The following is a 19,163-nucleotide window of genomic DNA, read 5'->3' as shown; positions in this document are numbered from 1 at the left end:
GGGAAGTCTTGCCTAGTCTTTACTCGGAGGCGAATTCTATCAGGATTGGCTCGACATTTATAAATCAGAGTCAAAAAAAACCGATTTATTTTGTAAATGGGGCTTGGAAGTGCCGACCTTTACCCCCATATCTCGAACATCAAATGATTTTTGCAGTTCACTAAGGTGAAATTAGCCAAAGTCGTTACTATCTTTAATAGCCAGCAATAAGCGTTGGCGACAAAATAATAGGAGCATCCATCGATGAATATTCGCCCATTACATGATCGTGTCATTGTTAAACGTTCAGAAGTTGAATCAAAGTCAGCTGGTGGCATCGTACTAACTGGTAGTGCTGCTGAGCAGTCTAGCCGCGGTGAAGTTTTAGCTGTAGGTAATGGACGCATTCTTGAAAACGGTAGCGTAATGGCGCTAGACGTTAAAGTTGGCGACATCGTGATCTTCAACGAAGGTTACGGCGTGAAAAAAGAAAAGATTGATGGTGAAGAAGTACTGATCTTATCTGAATCAGACTTAATGGCAGTTGTTGGATAAACCCCACTCTCGCCACACAGGTAGACCATGCTCACCGTTGATGGCAGGCTAAGCCACGTCAACGGAACGAAAAGAATTTAAAGGATAATAAACATGTCAGCTAAAGAAGTATTATTTGGAAACGACGCTCGCGTAAAAATGCTTGCCGGCGTAAACGTACTCGCAAACGCAGTTAAAGTTACTTTAGGCCCAAAAGGTCGTAACGTTGTACTAGACAAGAGCTTTGGCGCTCCACTTATCACTAAAGATGGTGTTTCAGTGGCGAAAGAGATCGAACTTGAAGACAAGTTCGAAAACATGGGCGCACAAATGGTTAAAGAAGTTGCTTCTAAAGCCAATGATGCTGCTGGTGACGGTACCACTACCGCAACAGTTCTAGCTCAATCTATCGTAACTGAAGGTCTTAAAGCGGTTGCTGCTGGCATGAACCCAATGGATCTTAAGCGCGGTATCGACAAAGCGGTTATCGCTGCAGTTAGCGAGCTTAAAAATCTTTCTCAAGAGTGTAGCGACACTAAAGCTATCGCTCAGGTGGGTACAATCTCAGCTAACTCTGACGAAACTATCGGTGAAATCATCGCAACTGCGATGGAGCGCGTTGGTAAAGAAGGCGTTATCACTGTAGAAGAAGGGCAAGCACTAGAAAACGAATTAGACGTTGTTGAAGGTATGCAGTTCGACCGTGGTTACCTGTCCCCTTACTTCATCAACAAGCCAGAGACTGGCAGTGTTGAACTAGAAACGCCATTCATCCTATTGGTTGATAAGAAAGTATCAAACATTCGTGAATTGCTCCCTATCCTTGAAGGTCTAGCTAAAACAGGTAAGCCGCTGCTTATCGTTGCAGAAGACGTTGAAGGCGAAGCATTAGCAACATTGGTTGTGAACAACATGCGTGGCATCGTTAAAGTTGCTGCTGTTAAAGCCCCTGGTTTTGGCGACCGTCGTAAAGCAATGCTACAAGATATCGCAATCCTAACTGGCGGTACCGTTATTGCTGAAGAGATTGGTCTAGAGCTTGAAAAAGCCACTCTAGAAGACCTAGGTACAGCTAAGCGTGTTGTTATCACTAAAGATGACACAACTATCATTGACGGTACTGGTGAAGAGACACAAATCAAAGCACGTGTTTCTCAAATCAAGATCCAAGCTGAAGAATCAACGTCAGATTACGACAAAGAAAAACTTCAAGAGCGTATGGCTAAACTTGCTGGCGGCGTAGCCGTAATCAAGGTTGGCGCAGCAACAGAAGTTGAAATGAAAGAGAAGAAAGCTCGCGTAGAAGATGCACTACACGCAACTCGCGCAGCGGTTGAAGAGGGTGTGGTTGCTGGCGGTGGTGTAGCACTAGTACGCGTAGCAAGCAAAATCGGTGAAGTTGAAGTTATCAACGAAGACCAGAAGCACGGTGTAGTTATCGCACTACGTGCAATGGAAGCGCCACTACGTCAAATCGCAACTAACGCTGGCGAAGAAGGTTCAGTTGTTGCTAACAACGTTAAGAACGGCACTGGTAACTACGGTTACAACGCTGGTAACGACACATACGGTGACATGCTAGAGATGGGTATCCTAGACCCAACTAAAGTAACTCGTAGCGCGCTACAGTTTGCTTCTTCAATTGCTGGTCTAATGATCACCACTGAAGCAATGGTTGGCGAAATTCCACAAGATGCAGCTGGTGCACCTGATATGGGCGGCATGGGTGGTATGGGTGGAATGGGTGGTATGGGCGGCATGATGTAATTTTACTGGTCTAAATCGGTGATAACTGCGTTGCTGCTCGCTCGTGTAGGTGAACTACACGTCGCTCACAGCGCCTTGTTCTAACACGATTTATCCTACGTAAAATACGTTGCTGGTCTGAAGCTTAAAAGCTAAAACCACTTCTTGTAAAAGAATAGAGAAAGCCGATACTTAACAGTATCGGTTTTTTTATGTCTGGAGTTTGCTATGGCGTTGCACCTCAGGGGATAGCTGCGTTGCTTCACCACTCTAAACAGTTAAGAGTAGAAAGCTAAACGTCGTGGTAAAGCGCCTTGTTCTAACACGATTTACCCTACGTAAAATACGTTGTCGGTCTGAAGCTTAAACGCTAAAGCCACTTCTTGTAAAAGAATAATAGAAAGCCTCGATACTTAACGGTATCGGGGCTTTTTGATTTTAGATGGTTAAGAGCTGTTTAGTTAAAGTTTACTCTGACCCTGACGGATCCTTTTGTAGTTCTACGAATGAGTGGAGCAAGAGTAAAAAGCTTACTCTTGCCCCATATTTTTTATGAGTTGTTTTTAATCTTCAATATTGATAAATGGATCCCAGGTTCCATATCCAATCAGTTCGCCACTGCCACTATCATTCACTTGAAATGAGAATTGGTAGGTGATGGTGCCGTGCGCTTCAAGATTAGATTCCATATAGTTGTATGGTGTAGCAATGAGTTCAGTAGATAACGGCAGGCCACCTTGTTCAGGTGTCATAATTTTGGTTGTTAATGTTTTCTCATTTTTAACTCCACCATGAAGTGCAGGAGTTGATATCTCACCTCCTTGGCTTGATTGTGATGCGAAGTTATAAAGTACTACTGACTTTTCAAAGTTTCCGCTTAGTGACGTTGAGCGCCATCGCACGTTATCACCCACTTCACCTTTTATCCTGAGTTCTGCACCACCTTGTCCAGTCACTCCATTAGCGTCTTTAACTCTGAGAAAGATAAAATTGTTTAGCCCTTTTGTTGGATTAGCCTTATCTTGGCTCAGTTCAGGCATACTTTCTAAATCCATTTCAATTAATACATCGATTACTTCAGACATAATATTTCTCCTTTTATAAAATGTGAGATTATCGAGTCGATACGTCAATTCCGTATCTGCTACCTAATTTAGAGATAATTAAACTTATGTGCCTTCTGGAACTCTTCTCTAGTAATGGCCTGTTAAACAACCTAATTGTTTTTTGGTTTTATGCTGGCATATTAAAAGAAGGTAGCAGTCAGTTAGGTTTGGCTGCTTGGCATTCAATGGTGTATTTTTGACATAATATGTCGTAAGGTGTTGTTTTAGCTGTATGCTTTATTAGCTTTAATATAGGGTTAAGGAGAACCAATGAGATTAGTGAGTTTATTTGTCTATTCGCTGCAGTGGCTGGCTATCGCTGCATCGCCGACACTTTTAGGGCTTTTTGTTGGAGTTGTATTGAGTTTGCAATCAGGTCAGCTTAATTCGCTCACCGTCATCGCTTGGGGCGCTGTCGGTTTTATTATTGGTGGCTTTTGGGCGGAACGCATTAGAAAGCAGACGGGTCTGAGTGAATTTTTTGGCAGGCTTGCAGGTGCAAGGGATAAACCTAAGCGTCGCTAAGCTGTATTGTGAGTCGAGTATAAAAGACTCGACTCTATTGCTGAAGGTTTAAGGTGTATTGGAGTAAGTTAGATACCAACCTGCAGATAAAGCAATGCTAAAGTCGATTTGTGTCGAGCGATCTCTATGCGATTCTCGATGAATACTTGGGTTATATGGGTATACAGTTTGTGGATTAAATACGTAGTGCATGAATTGACCCTCACCATTCATTCCCCAGCCCCAAAGGTAGTTAAAAATCCTGCACTCACCGGCTATCTCTGTAGCCGTCAGATCTTCAAGATCTAAGTCAACAAGCAATTGATCTATCTGCTGCAGTATTTTTTCAACTCCAGGCGCGTATTCGTTTAAACGCTGCCACTTAAACTCATATTCATTGTCTGGATAGGTGCTGGGAATACTGAAAAATGGTTCTCTATTGTAGTATTCACCGACTTGATATTCTAGCCTAGATAAATCACTATCGAGTAATGAACAGGTTAGTTTGGATAGTTGCTCAAACTTTTTTTGATTGTCGAAAAAGTATTGCGAGTACTTGGTTTCTTGTTCCTGCTTTAACACGCTGTAAATAATGAATACCATTAACAGGAATGTGATTCCTTTAAAGGCTGATTTTATTTCTTTGGCATAATTCGTTAGTAGATTATTGTAAAAATCCATTTTTAATCCGCATATCACCCAATATTACCAATTGTTAATATTATTGTTTTATCTATTTCAGTTATTATGCATTATTTTTAGTGTTTGAATTTAATGGAAAAAATTAATTATTTTTAATTTTTTACGTCGTTGTAAGAATAAGTTGAATCATAGAAGTCACTAATTCGATGATATTACTCTGCTAGGCGCCACTCTCAGCTTCATCTTTTTGGGCTTTTAGCAAAGTAGTTAGTTGTACATTAAGCATCATCATTTGCGCATCAATATCTTTGCGTTTCTGTTCAGCGGCTTCAGAATGATCATTGGCCAGTGCTTGGCGTTGTTCTTTTAGCTCTTTGAGTTCCTCTTTGAGCTTATCAATCTTCTTTTCTGTCTCAGTTCGGGTATCAACTTGTTCACTCTGCTGGGCTTTGGTGTTGGCACTATTTTTATGCATTGCAGTGCCGAGTTCAGTCGATAACTTCTTTTGTGCTGCATCCGATATCGACACGCTATCTGGCTCTATAGTTTGCGACATAGATGCTTGGGTTGGCGTAGCATCCGATCTGACTTTGATCTCTGCTTGTTGCATGTTTTGAGTGATAGAGGCTGTTGAATTGATACCTGATATGTTCATTGCTATTCCATGCAGGTGAAGATTATAGCCAGTTATCGGCAAATAGTGTCGACACTTTAGCGTTAATCACTGCAAAGGGGTCATCATTTAGTTGTACTGTTTGCTGTGTGCGGTGACTGCAGTTTATTTGTTATGTTCTGAAATAGTTGATTATTTTTTATTGGTTTTTGGGTAAGATGTTTTGCAAGTATTATCAATTGTTTGCATAAGTGAGTGGCGAAGTGAGATCGATGTTAACTAGGCTCGTAAGTCATCCTGTGGCCTTAATGATTATCGCTGTAGGGTTATGGATGTTATACCCTCCTGTCGTTAACCATTTAGTCGATCAAACCAACGTTTTCTATGTAGCTGCAGTGGCGCACTCTTTTGCTGCTTTAGCAACGTTATTGTGTGTCATGAGTCTGTTTATTGGTCGTGAAAAAGTTAAAGCCAGTAACGTGCTTAACAGCTACTCCTTTAGCAAGATCTCACTGCCAACCCTGTTCTCAGGCATATTAATTTGTGCCAACCATCTGCTGCTCTATGCGGCATTAAGTGTTTCGGAAGACTTTGATGTTATAGCCATTTTGGTTTTTGAAACCTGGCCTATTTTATTTTTCTATATTGACAGCATCCTCAGACGCAGTAAGAGAAAAACGAGCATTAATGATTATGTTTTTTCGGGAGCCGCTTTTGCAGGCTTTTTAGTGTTAACGGCGCCGAATGTAGATATTGCCGACTGGTTATTACTCGATAGTCCGATGCTTGAAACCATGGGGCTCGCAGCCCTTGGTGGTTTGGCTATGGCTGTAAACTGTTATTTTCGGATGAAGTGTATGGATGCCTGGAGTGAGGTATCTGATAGCAAAAAGCTCAACTTGAGTAGTTTTAAAAGAGGTTTGCTTACCGAGACTGGTGTGCGACTTGTTGCTGCGCCGTTGTTGATTGCTGCGCTATGGATTTCTGGAGAAGCGATTCCTGCGTTCGATCTCAGTAATGTATTGCTATTGATGTTTGTTGGTGTGGCGATCTTGGCATTAGGTAGTCTGCTGTACGATCTATCAGTGTTTAGTGCTGAGAATGCATCTATAAGTGCATTGTGGTATTTAATGCCGGTTGGAGCCGTGCTGATCCTTGCGATTATGCAAGGTAGAATGTTGAATCAGTACGAAGCTGTGGCATCGGTATTGATTGTTTCATCCAATATTTTCTTAGGCCTTCGATACCCTTTGCGGTCATCATTGTTAGTGCTGTTTGTATCCGTCTGTAGTATTGGTATTTGGATCTTATTTGCTCCGGTTTCTGCAATCGATAGCTATTATGATCTACTGGCTGTATCGACGGTATTTTTTGCTCTGTTAGCGACTTTTGCATTAGATAGAACGACCTCGTTGAACCGCGAACGTGAAAGCTTACTCGGTGAGTTCAGTGAACAGGTTTTTGGAGTGTTAGAACTTCATGATAAGAATGATCGTTCTGAGGAAACCGTCGCCTACGTAGGCAAGATAAAGCAATACGTGCTGTGGAATTTGCATAGTTTTGTCAGAGCATTTTTCAATTTTAAACAGCTTGATAGTAACCAGCTACGAGCTGAAAAGCTCAAGTACGCACTATTGCCGATGTTGGAGAATAAGCCTGCTGAAAGAGATCGTATTTTAGAGCTATTCAAAGTTGGCAATAAGTTGATGACAATGGAGAGCGATAGGATCCCCGCAGAAGAGTTTGTTATTTTATTATTTCTGGGGGCCGCTAATGTTTTCTTTTCATTAGTTTTTCGCCCTGAAACGCTGTCGGCGGGTTTGTTTGCGCTTATTGTCGGTGCTTCTGTTATCTATCTACTGCTTATCATTTATGAGCGAGACCGGTATGCGCAAATTCGCCATGATCATGCATTAGTTTGTACAAATTTAATGCGCTACATTAAATCTAGATCTGCTGAACCTCAAGTTGAAAATGATATCAGCCTAGCGATGCAGCAGGTAGATGATGCGATAGCAACTAAATCGGCCTCAAGTGGCACTCGCGGGCAAGCATATTGGATTTTCAGTATCTTTGCTCTGCTGTTTGTCGGTTTTGGTTATAGCTTTTTGTATGAGTCACTGCAACAGCAACGTTCCTTTGAGAGCTCGCCATTAGTTTCGACGCGAACGACTCATGAAACTAAGATCAATATTGCCTTGCTTGATTGGCCGAGTGCACAAATAAAAGGGCATATCTTAGCGGGGATCATTAATCAGCATACTGAGTTAGATGCTGCGATGATTTCGATGTCGAGTAAGCAAGTATTTAGCGAAATGGATGATGAGGAGGGGAGTGTCGATATTCATCCTGACCTCTGGCTGGAGAATAATAGTAAATTTATCCGCCGTTATGTCAGAGCATTTGGCAGCGTGTCTCTTGGTGAACAAGCTGTAACAGGTTCACAGGGCTTGTGTTATACCGACATTGGCATAGGACACAAACAACTGTCTTATGGCGATCTCACTAAGGATGATTTTGCCAGCCACTTTGACCTTAACGGCGATAACAAAGGTGACATTTGGGTGGGGACGGCAGACTGGACTTCAGCTGATGTTGAGAAGCGACGTTTATCAGCATACGGCTTAAGCGCTTTCTACCGCTACCATACGTTCGATCAAGATATCTTGAATATGCTTATTGAGCGTAATAACCAAAGTGGAGTGCCTAGCCTGTTTTTCTGTTATTACCCTGATGCACTGTTTATGAATCAACATGTTCATTTTCTTGATGAAGCGCCACATGATGCTGCACTTTGGCAAAAGATTAATCGTGACTATGCTGAAGTACCGGATATGGGAACTGCGTGGCCTAAAACAGAGATCCGCGTCGCTTACCGAGCTGGACTAGCTAAAAAATCCCATGAGTTAGTTACGTTACTGAACCATTTTAAAATTGAAAATGAGCAGTCGGTTGTGATGCTCGCCAAATTGAGAGCTGGTGAAACTCCTGAGAGTATTGCAGATGGATGGATTGAATCACATCAAGATCTTATTCTTGAGTGGTTAACTGGATTTGACTTGTCGGCTTCCAAGTAACTTAAATCACAATTAAAAGGGCAGAGTGGCTAACGCGCTCTGCCTGCTTGCAACACTGTCTATATCTTCGCACCATTATCCATAGTGATATCAATTGCTGTACTTCCCTCGTCGGCCAAGTTAAATAGCTGGCATTCAAGCCCACTGTTGTGACGGCCAAACCGGTCACGCGGGTCAGAATACTTAGATAATTGCAGGACTATCGAACCGCTCATCGAGCAGAATTGAATTTCTCATATTCATTCATATTACAATAACTATCGCTTAATCTCTGCTCTATAAACTGACTCATAACGTTAGGTGCTTACATTTAGCTGTAATGAGTTGTAAGTGACCGAGTGAGAAATACTAAGCCATGACATTTACACCTTACCAAGAATTTCTTACTTCACAATTGTTGCCCATGCTTGCTGTTTGTATGGCGGTTATCGCGCAGCTTGAGTATCTCAACCATGCAGCTGCTTACTTCGGAATACTGATGATGGCGGTAATTCACTGCTATTTATGTCCCCCTGTGAATTCACTCCAACAAGTTAGCGATTGAAGAGTTAAAGAGGATTATTATGACTATAAGTAGTTTTATTGTGCTTGGCTTGAAATGGTTTGTCGTGGTCGCTCTATACCTATTTTTAATTTGGGTGATGATAAAAAATAATGGACACTCTAGTTAGATATCAGGGGCGAAAAAACCATTATTCGCCTCTTTTGATGACCTCTTAACTCAATGAGCAATATTGCTAGTTGTCATATAGCGGTTGAATAAATAACTGACATATAAACTAAATGCAGCCACGACCAAGTACAGTTGTTGCAGTTGTTCTACAATAGGCATTTGCGGGAATTCATTCTTGCTTATAGCGCTCAAGGTGCCAAGCAGCAACAGCAATGCCGTTAAAATAAGGTATTGGTAACGCGGTGATAGTAATCTCTCTTTACAGATGAGTGATGCAGTATAAATACTGAGCCAGCCAATAATAGCCCCTAATGCTAAGTCAATCGGCCAGTGGGCACCGACTGAAATCCGCGATACAGCGACTATGATTGCTAAAGAGACAAAGAATATTCTGCTGAGCAATCGTCGAGATGACAGATAGGCTGTGCCTGCGAGTAAGAAAATGGTAGCGGTATGACCTGAAGGAAAGCTCTTGCTGTGACGAACATCGCCTATAATATTTATTTGCTCTAACAGTGCTGCTGGACGCGGCGCATCAAAATAGCTTTTTAGTAGATGTGTCACCACTAGGCAGATCACGGCAGCAAGAAGCACTCGCAAGATCCAAGCAGGTTTGAAGCAAAGGATCATGACTAGAACGCTACCCGTAACAACCCCATTGCCCATGTCGGTAATGCTTGCTAAAAGCTCAGGGTTAAAATGTTGACTGGCTTGATTGATCTTAAAGAAATAAGCGTAATTAACACTTTCTTTCATTAGTAAAATAAATGCTGCCACTAGCAAGAATAACCCCCACAAAAAACCAGTATCATTTTGAGCTGATATTGAGCCTGCGAGAGCCGATTTGTTGATGTTTGGCTGGGTAATGGCCTGGTCGAATTTAGTCATACCTTTCTCTTGTTGGATGAAGTCGACGCTATTGTATTGTTTGCAAAGTGAAGAAAATGTCATTGTGGGAAGATTACGGCAGCTGAATAGAATCGACTCGTTATCAATCAATTTGAGTGGTGCTTTAGAATGGTTAAACTCTCGCTGAGCGAGCAGTGTTTTATACTGACTCGTATTATTTACTCTTTTAGACTCGGCGGAGGCGAGCTTGTCGTGGGCTTAGCGGAATGTTCAAGTTAACTGAGAAAATATCTATGACGCGATGACGTTGCTTATTGATACAGTGATGGCATTACCAGAGTATTAAACTATTTTATATCGCTCTGGTAATACTTAGCCGCAGCTGTTCAGGCATCACTGTTTGAGGTTACATCTCTTCTGTGACGGTACAAAGCCCTTTAAAAGCCTCTTGTCCATCAACTTGAACGGTTGCTAGCAGTTGGTGATCGGCTAGCGGATATTGGCTGTAGTATAAATAGGTTGGTGTAGCGCTAATATCTTTGCCATCTACCGCATCGATGCGATAGATATTGCTCATCACCGGTGATTTATAGCTGCCATCTATTTTCACGATTGATTCGTTAGAGCGCAAAATCGTAATGTTTTTCATAACGACATCATCAGCACCTTTTACTTTGCAGGTAAGGTCGCTAGCCTGTACACCTGTGCTTAATGCCGCGATGCTAATCGTTGAACTGATCAATACTTTGCTCATTATTCTCATTAAATGTTGCCTCTTTATTTTTAATATCCCGGGCTTTTGCCGAGAAAAATTTATAAACACTATTCGTTGAGCTTTCTGTGGTTACATTAGTTCCCTGCATACGGCTGTTAATTTAATGTAGTTCAGAATAATGTGATATCAAACCTTATTAGGCCATATTTTTATTGTGGTTAATCGCTTTTTTTGTAGGGGAAACGTACTTTACGTTTGAGGCGATGGTATTTCAAACTGGGCAATATGATAACGACGGAAGCTATGCTGTTTAGTTATTACCCACTAATGAGCTGCAATACAGAAAATAGTCAAGAAGCGTCAACAAGAGGGATTGTTCCCCCTTGTTGCACACTAGAAGATTGATAATTTAGTCTTTAATCATGTGTTTATATATTTGTCCATCTTTCATCACAAAAGTGACGTTTTCCATAAGACTAATATTTTTAAGTGGATCACCGTCGACAGCTATGATGTCAGCTAAAAAACCTACCTTTATTTGCCCAAGATTGTCTTGCTTTAGCAAGGCTGCACTATTAATTGTTGCTGCTTGTAGTGCTTGAGTTGGAGTCATGCCAAATTTAACCATACGTGAGAATTGGTTGCCGTTATCGCCGTGGGGGTATATGGCGGCATCTGAACCAAATACCATGTTTGCCCCAGCTTTAACTGCTTTTCTAAAGCTATCTCGTTGGGCTTGTGATACTCGCTTTTCTTTGTTGATATTAGCCTCTGGTACACCGTTCGCTGCCCCAAAAGCGAGGGTGTACTCGGTATTGTAAATATCACAAGAAAGGTATGTCCCCGCTTTTACTGCCATCGTTATTGCTTCATCATCCATAAAGCTACAGTGTTCGATACTGTCTATGCCGGCTCTTATTGATGCCTTAATACCACTGGTTCCATGAGCGTGAGCTGCAATAACAAGTCCACGCATGTGGGCTTCATCAACGGCTGACTTTATCTCTTCATAGGTCAACTGTTGAACACCAACTTTTGTACCTTTAGAAAATACGCCGCCCGTGGCGCATACTTTAATAGCATTAGCGCCATACTTTATGTTTTCACGAACTTTTGCGCGTATTGCCCAGGGGCCGTCGGCCACGCCTTGTGCTTTTACCTGCTTTTCTGGAGATGAGAAGTTATCATCACAATGCCCGCCTGTAATGCTTATTGAATGACCTACGGCCCAAATTCTCGGTCCCACAATCTCTCCAGCATTGATACCATCACGAGTCGCTATCACAGCGTAGCCAGACGCACCTAAATCACGCACTGTGGTAAAGCCAGCCATTAAGGTTTTATTGGCATTTTTTACTGCTTTAACTGTTTGGCGGGGAACTGAATAATTCTGGGCTGCTAGAAAATTATCCTCTGCATCACCAGATAGGTGGACATGCATATCCATTACTCCTGGGAGTAGGGTTTTTCCACTGAGATCGACAAGATCGTAATCATTATTCGTCGGAATATTTGACTGTTGGGTGACTTGGGCTATTTGATTGTCACTAATCACTATAGCAACATCTTTAATGGTTTTACCTGCTGCGACATCTACGAAAGCATCGGCAATTAGTAGTGTATCCTGTGCAAGAGTCGGCAAGCTCATCGTCATCGTCATTGCGATTGCTGCTGCTAAGGGGAAGTGCAGGTAGGTTTTCAATTTGTGTTTAGTTAAAGTCTTAGACTCTTTACTCTTCTTATCCATTTTTATCGTCTTCCCTTTATTATTTTTAATTGGAATGAGCACGCAGGTAATTACTATATATATGTTAACTTGCTGTTAATCTACTTTGCCGCTTGAATAGAAACAAGCGATGCCAGAGTAAACTTGTAATAAAAAGAGTAATTCGCTGAGCAGTGTATTTGCAGAGCTAGATGTGAAGGTTTTTTTAATACTTATTTCAGCTAAGTTTATTAAACTAAAATGCTAATTATGTCATTTATAAAAGAGGCTTATCATCATGGATAGTCGTAATCCTGACAGCAGCTCGAGCGCGAGTCGCCGAAAACCTTGGGTTGTGCTTGGGGTCATTGCATCAATTGTTGTGGCGGTTTGGTTGTTGTTGATGGTGATGCCAAAAGGCTTTAAAGCCACACATGAAGAGATAGGTTCTGGCAAACCGGCAGTCGTGTTTGTCTATGATCCAGGTTTAGCTATAAGCAACAGTCAAACTGAGCAGATGAATGAAGCCCGTGCTCACCTTGGTGATAATGCATTGTTTTTGTTAGCTAGAGCTGGCACCCCAGATGGCGATAAGATGATCGCGACTTATCGAGCTGAATCTGCTGAAGTATTGCTGTTTGACCCTACTGGTAAACTAATAAAAAGGCAGTATGGTGTCATTGGAGCCAATGAGTTAATGCAGTGGCTCCGATTATAGAGCAGCTTTCAGTGTTCTAATTACGCGATTTTGCTAAGCTCACTCGCTGTGGGCTTTAGCTGAATTGTTTCATGCTTTAGCGATTCATGACTCTGCTTAAGTTCTCGCTATACTTCCAGGCAATCTTCATTCTTTTTCCTTATTTTACGATAATATTATTACTCATCAATAAGTCATTTCTCTGCCATCGCTTCAAAAACATGTGCTTTTCTCATCATCGACTATATTTAATCAAATAAAAGACTTATATCCATTTATCTGTGGCGGGTTTGTAGATTTTAAATAAAAAATGAGCCGCGATTTCAAAAGGATTTTATGAAAAAGCTTATTCTTTTATGCCTTTTTCCAACAATTGCTTGCGCCGAAGTAGCTGCTCTGAATTCAGTTGAGCAGCTTCCTGTCGGTGATGCTTTGCCATTTTTTAAGACGTTGGAGCAAGCTGAGCAGAGAGCGCAAGCCTATAAAACGGCGATTGATGAAATCGATGACAAACTTGGTGATTGTAATAGCGAATGCGACAAGCTTGAGCAACAGTTAGATAGTTATAAAAAAGCCTTGAAAGACCACTCCACAAAGAATGGCTTACCGCTGTTTTCGATTTTAGGTGGGCCGGGGTATATGCCAGAAACTGGTGTGATGTTGGCCTTAGGGGCTCTATATTCCTTTTCGACTAACAGGCAGGAGCAAGAGCTTCAGCGTTCGAGTCTGACCTTGGTCGCCATCGGCAATAAGGTTGAAAGTGGTGTTGGACTAGGCTTGAGATCAAAACAAAATCTGTTTTTTGATAATAATGCTATGCGCCTTTTTGGTAAATTTACCATGGGTAACCAAAGTGAGTATTACTGGGGAGTGGGCTACGAAGCGGGAGATGCCGTTGAAGCATCAGATGAGCTTCTGTATGAATATAAGTTGCTAAATTATGAGGGAAACCTCACCTTCCTAACATTTAACGGTTTTTATCTTGGCCCCGCTCTGCGCGTTAAAAGCTTTCAGCCTGACGAAGATACTTTACCGCAAACTGCTATTGACGACCCCAATTTTCAAGAGTTTAAAGATAAGCCATTTTCCCTAGGGTTGGGGGTGGCACTTGAGCATGATAGCCGAGATTTCTCTGTCAATGCTTGGAGTGGCCAGTTCTTCAATTTTGAGTACATCGTTTATTCACAGACAATAGGTAGCGATAGCGACTATCAAAAACTACTACTCGATTATCGTTATTACTACTCCTTTAGCAAGGGAAGGGTGTTGGCTTTTTATAATGCATTTCAATGGAGTGACGGAGATGTCCCCTATTTTGATATGCCGACTGTGGGTGGCCAAGATTCTTTAAGAGGTGTCTATCGAGGACATTATCGCGATAAGAACTCTATTGAAAATACCGCGGAATATCGTCACACCTTTAAATACAGCAATGGCCAACTATCAAGGCATGGAATGACGGTTTTTGCCGGTCTAGGCTCTATTGCAGATGAACCGCAGCAGCTATATGACGATCTCATTTATAGCTATGGCATCGGTTATCGATTTGAGCTGCAACCGAGAATGAATGTACGAGTTGATTATGGTCGTAATGCGACTGAAAGCGGCTTCTATTTAACTTTTAACGAAGCATTTTAAAAGGGAATTCACTATGTATAAATTGTTGGTCATACTCATCTCCAGCGCTACATTTTCTGTTTTAGCAACGGATGAACCAGTGCCGAAAACAACAGAAACTGTCGAATCCACGGCTGAAATTGAAGTGCCGGAAACACAAACTGCTAGAGATAAGCGTCAACAAAAGCGTAATGAAACGGTTCGCTCAGATATTATTCCCAGTAAAAGTACCGACCCCAACCGAAAGTGGGAACGCTACTTGCCATTCTTTGGTCAGCAAGTCATTGAAAAAGGTTATGACCTACCTCTACCGCTTTCAATCTCTATTATTCCTAACTATTCCAAACAAGACTTGTCGCTATCTAACTTAAAATTAAATTACAAAGGTGTCGATATCGGTGAGGTTATTGACTTAGATAGCATTGATTTTGGCCAGCCAGATGTTGAAACTGCCAGCATACAATTGCGCGCTGCAGCTTGGATATTCCCCTTCATGCAGGTCGGCATCCACGGTGGCCGATTTGAAGGTTCAACCGATCTTTATATTAAAATCCCGACTGCAATTTTTAAGAAAATTGAAGAGGTGTGTGGCGGCAGAGTGACGCCAGCATTTTGTGATGATGTTCCTGAAAATATTGAGTTGCCTGAAATATCTCCCGATTATTCTGGCTGGAACTATGGTTTTACCACCAACTTTGTTTACGGATTTAATCACTTTTTTGTGCTGGTTCCGTTCAGTTATACTTGGACCAAAACTGATGATGATCGAACTGAATCAGAGACATTGCTTGTAAGTGCAAGAATTGGCACATCATTTAATGTCCCTAATTGGGGGTTTGTGAACCCATATATCGGTGTTTCATATATGGACACCGAAGGAACAACTGGCCAGTCGGATGCTGAGATCAAAGATGGACCAACTTTAGAAGGGCTAAGCTATACCATTACACAACAGAATGTCGCTCACTATGCCGGATTAATTGGTTTTGACTGGAGTTTAACTAAACATCACTCGTTTGATTTAGAAGCTAATATCGGTGACGGTAGGCAGAATTATATCGCTATGTATACCTACAAGTTTTAACTTTTTGGCGGAAATTTGAGCTTCTACTATTAAATAATTGGGCTGATTTAGTGCGTCAGTAGCGATTACTAGCAAGGCTAATGAACTTACTTAATGGCTTTGTGTCCATAGTTTCGACACTCATTAATTAGGTTTTAAAATGTTGAAACAGACACTGGTGATATTACCGCTGTTAAGTGTAACTTCCTTTGCTGCTAACGCGGCAACCTCTGTTGAAACCACGATAGAGTATGAGGCTAAATCTATCTGTTATAACGTGGCGAATGCGCTAAATGAGGACTGGCATAACTGTGATAGTAAAGGTCCGACGCTAGATAAGCAGGGCACCACTGAATATGTTTTTATGACCAAAGATGGCGAACGAGCTTGCCGAGTATGGACAACCAGTAAAGGCCAGCAGAAAGGCTTTTTATCACCCGCGCCCATCCATGCTGATGAGTGCCCGCTCGGTACATTCTTTAATGTTGCACCTGTCAGTAAAGATGAGCACCAAATAGAGATTACCTTTGGTGGTTAACAGCTTGGGTTATTTATTTGGTAAATAAATAGCCCTTTTGCATGTTCATTCTGTTTAATGCCTGCTCACTCTATTCACAACAGCCTGCATTGCCGCGTTCTCTTACCATTTTTTCTTGTTAATACACCTAACAACCCATCAAGATACAATGGCTTAGTCTCTCCATATTAAAGCTGATGTTTCAAATCACTTAGCATTTGCTTAGAGTTTGCTCACTTGAGTGCGATGTGTAGTTGAATCGTTAATATTGAGATATATGCTTGAAATTTATTTTCGGCACTATGCTAGCTTTGAACTTTAGTCAATTTAAACAATATGTTGATGAGTACCTTTTTGGGCTGAGCCTGCTCGTCGATATAACAAGGATGTGTTAATGAATACTTTTGATAGTTCTGCAGCAGTACACAGTCTGTCTCCTCTCTCTAATGCCATTGTTGATAAAGCTATCGATAACGTGACCCGCAAATTGGTTGGTGGCGTGAGAAATAAAAATAATTCCCAACCCAATAGCAACAAAAGCAGCTTAAAAACCACTGTGTCCGATAGTTTAGCGGCGACCTCTGCTGCAGATGTTATGGAGGTCGCTAATAGAGGCGAAGCTTGGAAGGAGATGATCTCTAAAAGTCTTTCTCATGGGATTTCCTCATTATCTAATATGCAGTTTGATGGCGAGTTCAGCGTCAGTGATGGTGTTGCTGAAGGCTTACACCAAGTGCCTAACACTCCGGGAGTTTATGTGGTATTTGATAAACAGGATACTGCAGTTTATGTGGGAGACAGCACTAATATTCGCAGCCGTTGGCATGCTGGTCATTTAAATGAAAACCGCCAAAAGCTCAAAAATGGTGAGCAATATAAGCTAACAGAACAGTTTACAGAAGGCTGTACTGTAAAATTCATCTCTTGCGATTCTAAAGAAACTGCCGCCGCCATTGAGGCGCATCTTATTAAAGATGCAACACCGGAAATTAATGCCCGTGAAGAGCTATTAAATGAGCAAGGTTCACGATCCAATATCGAAGCTAAAAAAATGAAAGACGCTTCAGGTAGTACCGCCGCCTTGGTAAAAGGTGCGGCTAAAGAAGCGGCTGCTAACGTAGGCTGGAACGTATTAGAAACCCTTATCACTGCATGTATTAAAGCGCTTAAAGATGAGTTGGTTGATATAGTCTCAGGCGGTAAAACCAAGTTGAAAGACCGCGTTAAGCGCTTATTCAAAAAAGTTTGGGGTGTGCTGGCTAATATGGTCAAGAATCCCGGCTCAATACTGAAAGGCTTATTCGAGTTCATCGTCAATGCCTTTGCTAGCGCGTTTCGCAAAATCTACCAATTAGCTCGCAATATTTATGATCTAGGCTACGCCGCATGGCAACTTTATAAGGGCTCTAAGAGCCTTTCAAAGGCGGAGCTAGTGCACAAAATATCAGAAATTATCATTACCAGTGGTTGTTTGGTTATATGGGATGCACTTGACCCTATTATAGAAGCGAAGTTAACGGCTTTGTTTCCTCCAATTGCACCGTACTCACCTTATATTGCTGCCACGATTGCTGCGATTGGTTTTGGTGTTTCAAGTCATTATTTATCGGGCTTTATTCCTACGATTGTGGAGAAAATTGTTAACTTTAACCCCATGTTGAACCAATCCTATGAGCAGCAAAAAAGCGCCTGTGCGCAGTTAATCGTTAATGCGGAGAAAGATCTTATTTTGGTGAATGGTCTCGAAGATTATATGCGTTCATCAAAAGACTTAGTGGTCGACTTAAAGGCCAAAACCTGCCAACTAGAACAGCATCAAGCTATCGAAGCATTCAGCATAGAAGACAGATTAAACAGCATTTCATTGGGAGCAAAATAGTGGAACTGGCAACAAAAAAGCAAGAATTAATTGAACGGCAAGAATATCAAGTTTTCTTTCAAGACTTTGAAAGTAACCTAGCCAAGCTCACTGAGGCACTGAAAAGTAGCCAAAATGTGCAGCAACTTGCCAGTGATATCAGTGAAAAGGGCTTTTGGGGCAACGCATTTGGTGGTATTTCAGGCCGTAATACCAAAGAGCTTGCAGGTATGATTGAAAACCTCGGCGCCAGCTTAGAGGTGACTCAGAGCATTTTGAGCATAGTGCTAAAAGTGCAGAACATTAAAAATGGCTTCTTAAAAGACTTCCATCAAGCGCTAGTCGAGAAAATTGCTCATTTAGCCAAAGATGATCGTACCTTAGACAGTAATCAAAAAGATGCGGCACTGGCGATTGTGACTAAGCTAGAGCAGCAAGTTAGCTATCAGTTAGCGCAGTCGGAACAGATTGAAAGTCATCAACGTAAGCTCACTGAGCTGGATGACTTTGTAGAAGTAAAAGATATTCTTGATTCAGAGCAAAGTGCCAAAATTGAGCGGCTAAATAAAACTTCGGAGCAGATTATTCAAGGCGCTGATACGCGCCAACAGCTGATTAATGAACTGCAGCAAAAAAGTGAAAGCAAGCGTAAAAAAGATCTCGCTCAAGATGAAGATATCAATCAGCTGTCTAAATTGGCGCAAGCCCTGCAACAAGAGAGTGAAATTAAAACGGAAAAGGACCAATCTCAAGATAGTGAGATTACAAGACTGAGTAAGCAAAGCGCTGCGCTATTGAAAATACAGCAACAAGCTGATTTACAAATCAAGAGTCAAGCCGAGTTGATAGCAAGCTTACGAGGTGAGCTGGACAAACATACTCAGGATATAGCGGCTAATGCTCGTATGTTAACCGAGCTTACCAGTCAGCTTGAGCAGGCCCATCAAGCTGTGGATTACGCTAAGCAACAACAGCAAGATTTTCAATTGCAGCAGTCGAGTACTCAGGCAAGATTAGCCCGTAATGTTTTGCCAAGTATTGCATTGGTTATTGCAGGAGCTGCCATTTACTTAAATTTGTGGTCAATCTAAGACTATCAGCTCTTTGGTAAAGTGAGCTTTTATCATGGCTTTTCGCAAGTCTAACTAGGTAAATATATAAACAGCCTTGATAGTTTAGTCATCAAGGCTGTTTATTCGAGGGCTTGGGCTATGTGAATATGACTAATAACCCATAAGCTGCAGTCAAGATTCGCTATAGCCGGGGCG

General features: G+C 41.7%; 16 protein-coding genes. 10 read left to right on the top strand and 6 right to left on the bottom strand.

The genetic code is table 11. From position 1 onward, the window contains the following. The first annotated feature begins 243 nt into the window (after positions 1-243). On the top strand, positions 244-534 hold the full coding sequence (locus L2730_RS10065; protein ID WP_020910789.1) for a co-chaperone GroES: 291 nt from the start codon (positions 244-246) through the stop codon (positions 532-534). Between the two features lie 93 nt (positions 535-627). Next, positions 628-2,280: a chaperonin GroEL gene (groL, locus tag L2730_RS10060; protein ID WP_248974479.1), complete on the top strand. Its 1,653-nt coding sequence runs from the start codon at positions 628-630 to the stop codon at positions 2,278-2,280. A 542-nt stretch (positions 2,281-2,822) separates the two neighbouring features. Here the strand turns inward: groL and L2730_RS10055 are convergent. Continuing rightward, complete coding sequence (locus tag L2730_RS10055; RefSeq protein WP_248974478.1) at positions 2,823-3,344, bottom strand: AidA/PixA family protein; 522 nt, start codon at positions 3,342-3,344, stop codon at positions 2,823-2,825. A 291-nt stretch (positions 3,345-3,635) separates the two neighbouring features. Between L2730_RS10055 and L2730_RS10050 the strand changes: the two genes are divergently transcribed. Beyond that, a complete protein-coding gene (locus L2730_RS10050) occupies positions 3,636-3,890 on the top strand; it encodes a hypothetical protein (RefSeq protein WP_220740166.1) in 255 nt (84 codons plus the stop codon). 48 nt (positions 3,891-3,938) lie between these two features. Here L2730_RS10050 and L2730_RS10045 read toward each other — a convergent pair whose 3' ends face one another. Both L2730_RS10045 and L2730_RS10040 read right to left on the bottom strand, forming a co-directional pair. Beyond that, the gene (locus tag L2730_RS10045; RefSeq protein ID WP_248974477.1) at positions 3,939-4,550 is read right to left on the bottom strand and encodes a hypothetical protein; all 612 of its coding nucleotides are present in this window, start codon (positions 4,548-4,550) and stop codon (positions 3,939-3,941) included. A gap of 181 nt (positions 4,551-4,731) precedes the next feature. Further along, a complete protein-coding gene (locus L2730_RS10040; protein ID WP_248974476.1) occupies positions 4,732-5,166 on the bottom strand; it encodes a hypothetical protein in 435 nt (144 codons plus the stop codon). Positions 5,167-5,396: 230 nt separating this feature from the next. On the opposite strand from L2730_RS10040, the gene L2730_RS10035 reads away from it, so the two are divergent. Continuing rightward, complete coding sequence (locus L2730_RS10035) at positions 5,397-8,201, top strand: glycine betaine ABC transporter substrate-binding protein (RefSeq protein WP_248974475.1); 2,805 nt, start codon at positions 5,397-5,399, stop codon at positions 8,199-8,201. 721 nt (positions 8,202-8,922) lie between these two features. Here L2730_RS10035 and L2730_RS10030 read toward each other — a convergent pair. From L2730_RS10030 to L2730_RS10020, 3 genes are all read right to left on the bottom strand, one after another. Beyond that, positions 8,923-9,762, bottom strand: coding sequence for a phosphatase PAP2 family protein (locus L2730_RS10030; protein ID WP_248974474.1), 840 nt, complete (start codon positions 9,760-9,762; stop codon positions 8,923-8,925). A gap of 367 nt (positions 9,763-10,129) precedes the next feature. After that, positions 10,130-10,477 (bottom strand): hypothetical protein, encoded by a 348-nt coding sequence (locus tag L2730_RS10025; protein WP_248974473.1) that lies wholly within the window; start codon positions 10,475-10,477, stop codon positions 10,130-10,132. A gap of 370 nt (positions 10,478-10,847) precedes the next feature. Next, positions 10,848-12,098 (bottom strand): Xaa-Pro dipeptidase, encoded by a 1,251-nt coding sequence (locus tag L2730_RS10020; RefSeq protein WP_248974599.1) that lies wholly within the window; start codon positions 12,096-12,098, stop codon positions 10,848-10,850. A gap of 343 nt (positions 12,099-12,441) precedes the next feature. Here L2730_RS10020 and L2730_RS10015 point away from each other — a divergent pair, with 343 nt between their 5' ends. From L2730_RS10015 to L2730_RS09990, 6 genes are all read left to right on the top strand, one after another. Next, entirely contained in the window at positions 12,442-12,861 is a 420-nt protein-coding gene (locus L2730_RS10015) for a hypothetical protein (protein WP_248974472.1), read from the top strand. A 315-nt stretch (positions 12,862-13,176) separates the two neighbouring features. After that, positions 13,177-14,478 (top strand): BamA/TamA family outer membrane protein, encoded by a 1,302-nt coding sequence (locus tag L2730_RS10010; protein WP_248974471.1) that lies wholly within the window; start codon positions 13,177-13,179, stop codon positions 14,476-14,478. Positions 14,479-14,491: 13 nt separating this feature from the next. Then, positions 14,492-15,541, top strand: coding sequence for an autotransporter outer membrane beta-barrel domain-containing protein (locus L2730_RS10005; RefSeq protein ID WP_248974470.1), 1,050 nt, complete (start codon positions 14,492-14,494; stop codon positions 15,539-15,541). Positions 15,542-15,680: 139 nt separating this feature from the next. Then, positions 15,681-16,058: a hypothetical protein gene (locus L2730_RS10000; protein WP_248974469.1), complete on the top strand. Its 378-nt coding sequence runs from the start codon at positions 15,681-15,683 to the stop codon at positions 16,056-16,058. Between the two features lie 373 nt (positions 16,059-16,431). After that, positions 16,432-17,916, top strand: a complete 1,485-nt coding sequence (locus L2730_RS09995; RefSeq protein ID WP_248974468.1) for a GIY-YIG nuclease family protein — start codon at positions 16,432-16,434, stop codon at positions 17,914-17,916. Then, positions 17,916-18,986 (top strand): coiled-coil domain-containing protein, encoded by a 1,071-nt coding sequence (locus L2730_RS09990; protein ID WP_248974467.1) that lies wholly within the window; start codon positions 17,916-17,918, stop codon positions 18,984-18,986. Before L2730_RS09995 ends, L2730_RS09990 begins: the two co-directional genes overlap by 1 nt. Positions 18,987-19,163: the final 177 nt, after the last annotated feature.

It is taken from the genome of Shewanella kaireitica (assembly GCF_023284045.1).
GTDB classification, from domain to species: domain Bacteria; phylum Pseudomonadota; class Gammaproteobacteria; order Enterobacterales; family Shewanellaceae; genus Shewanella; species Shewanella kaireitica.
This window is presented reverse-complemented; position numbering and strand designations above follow the sequence as displayed.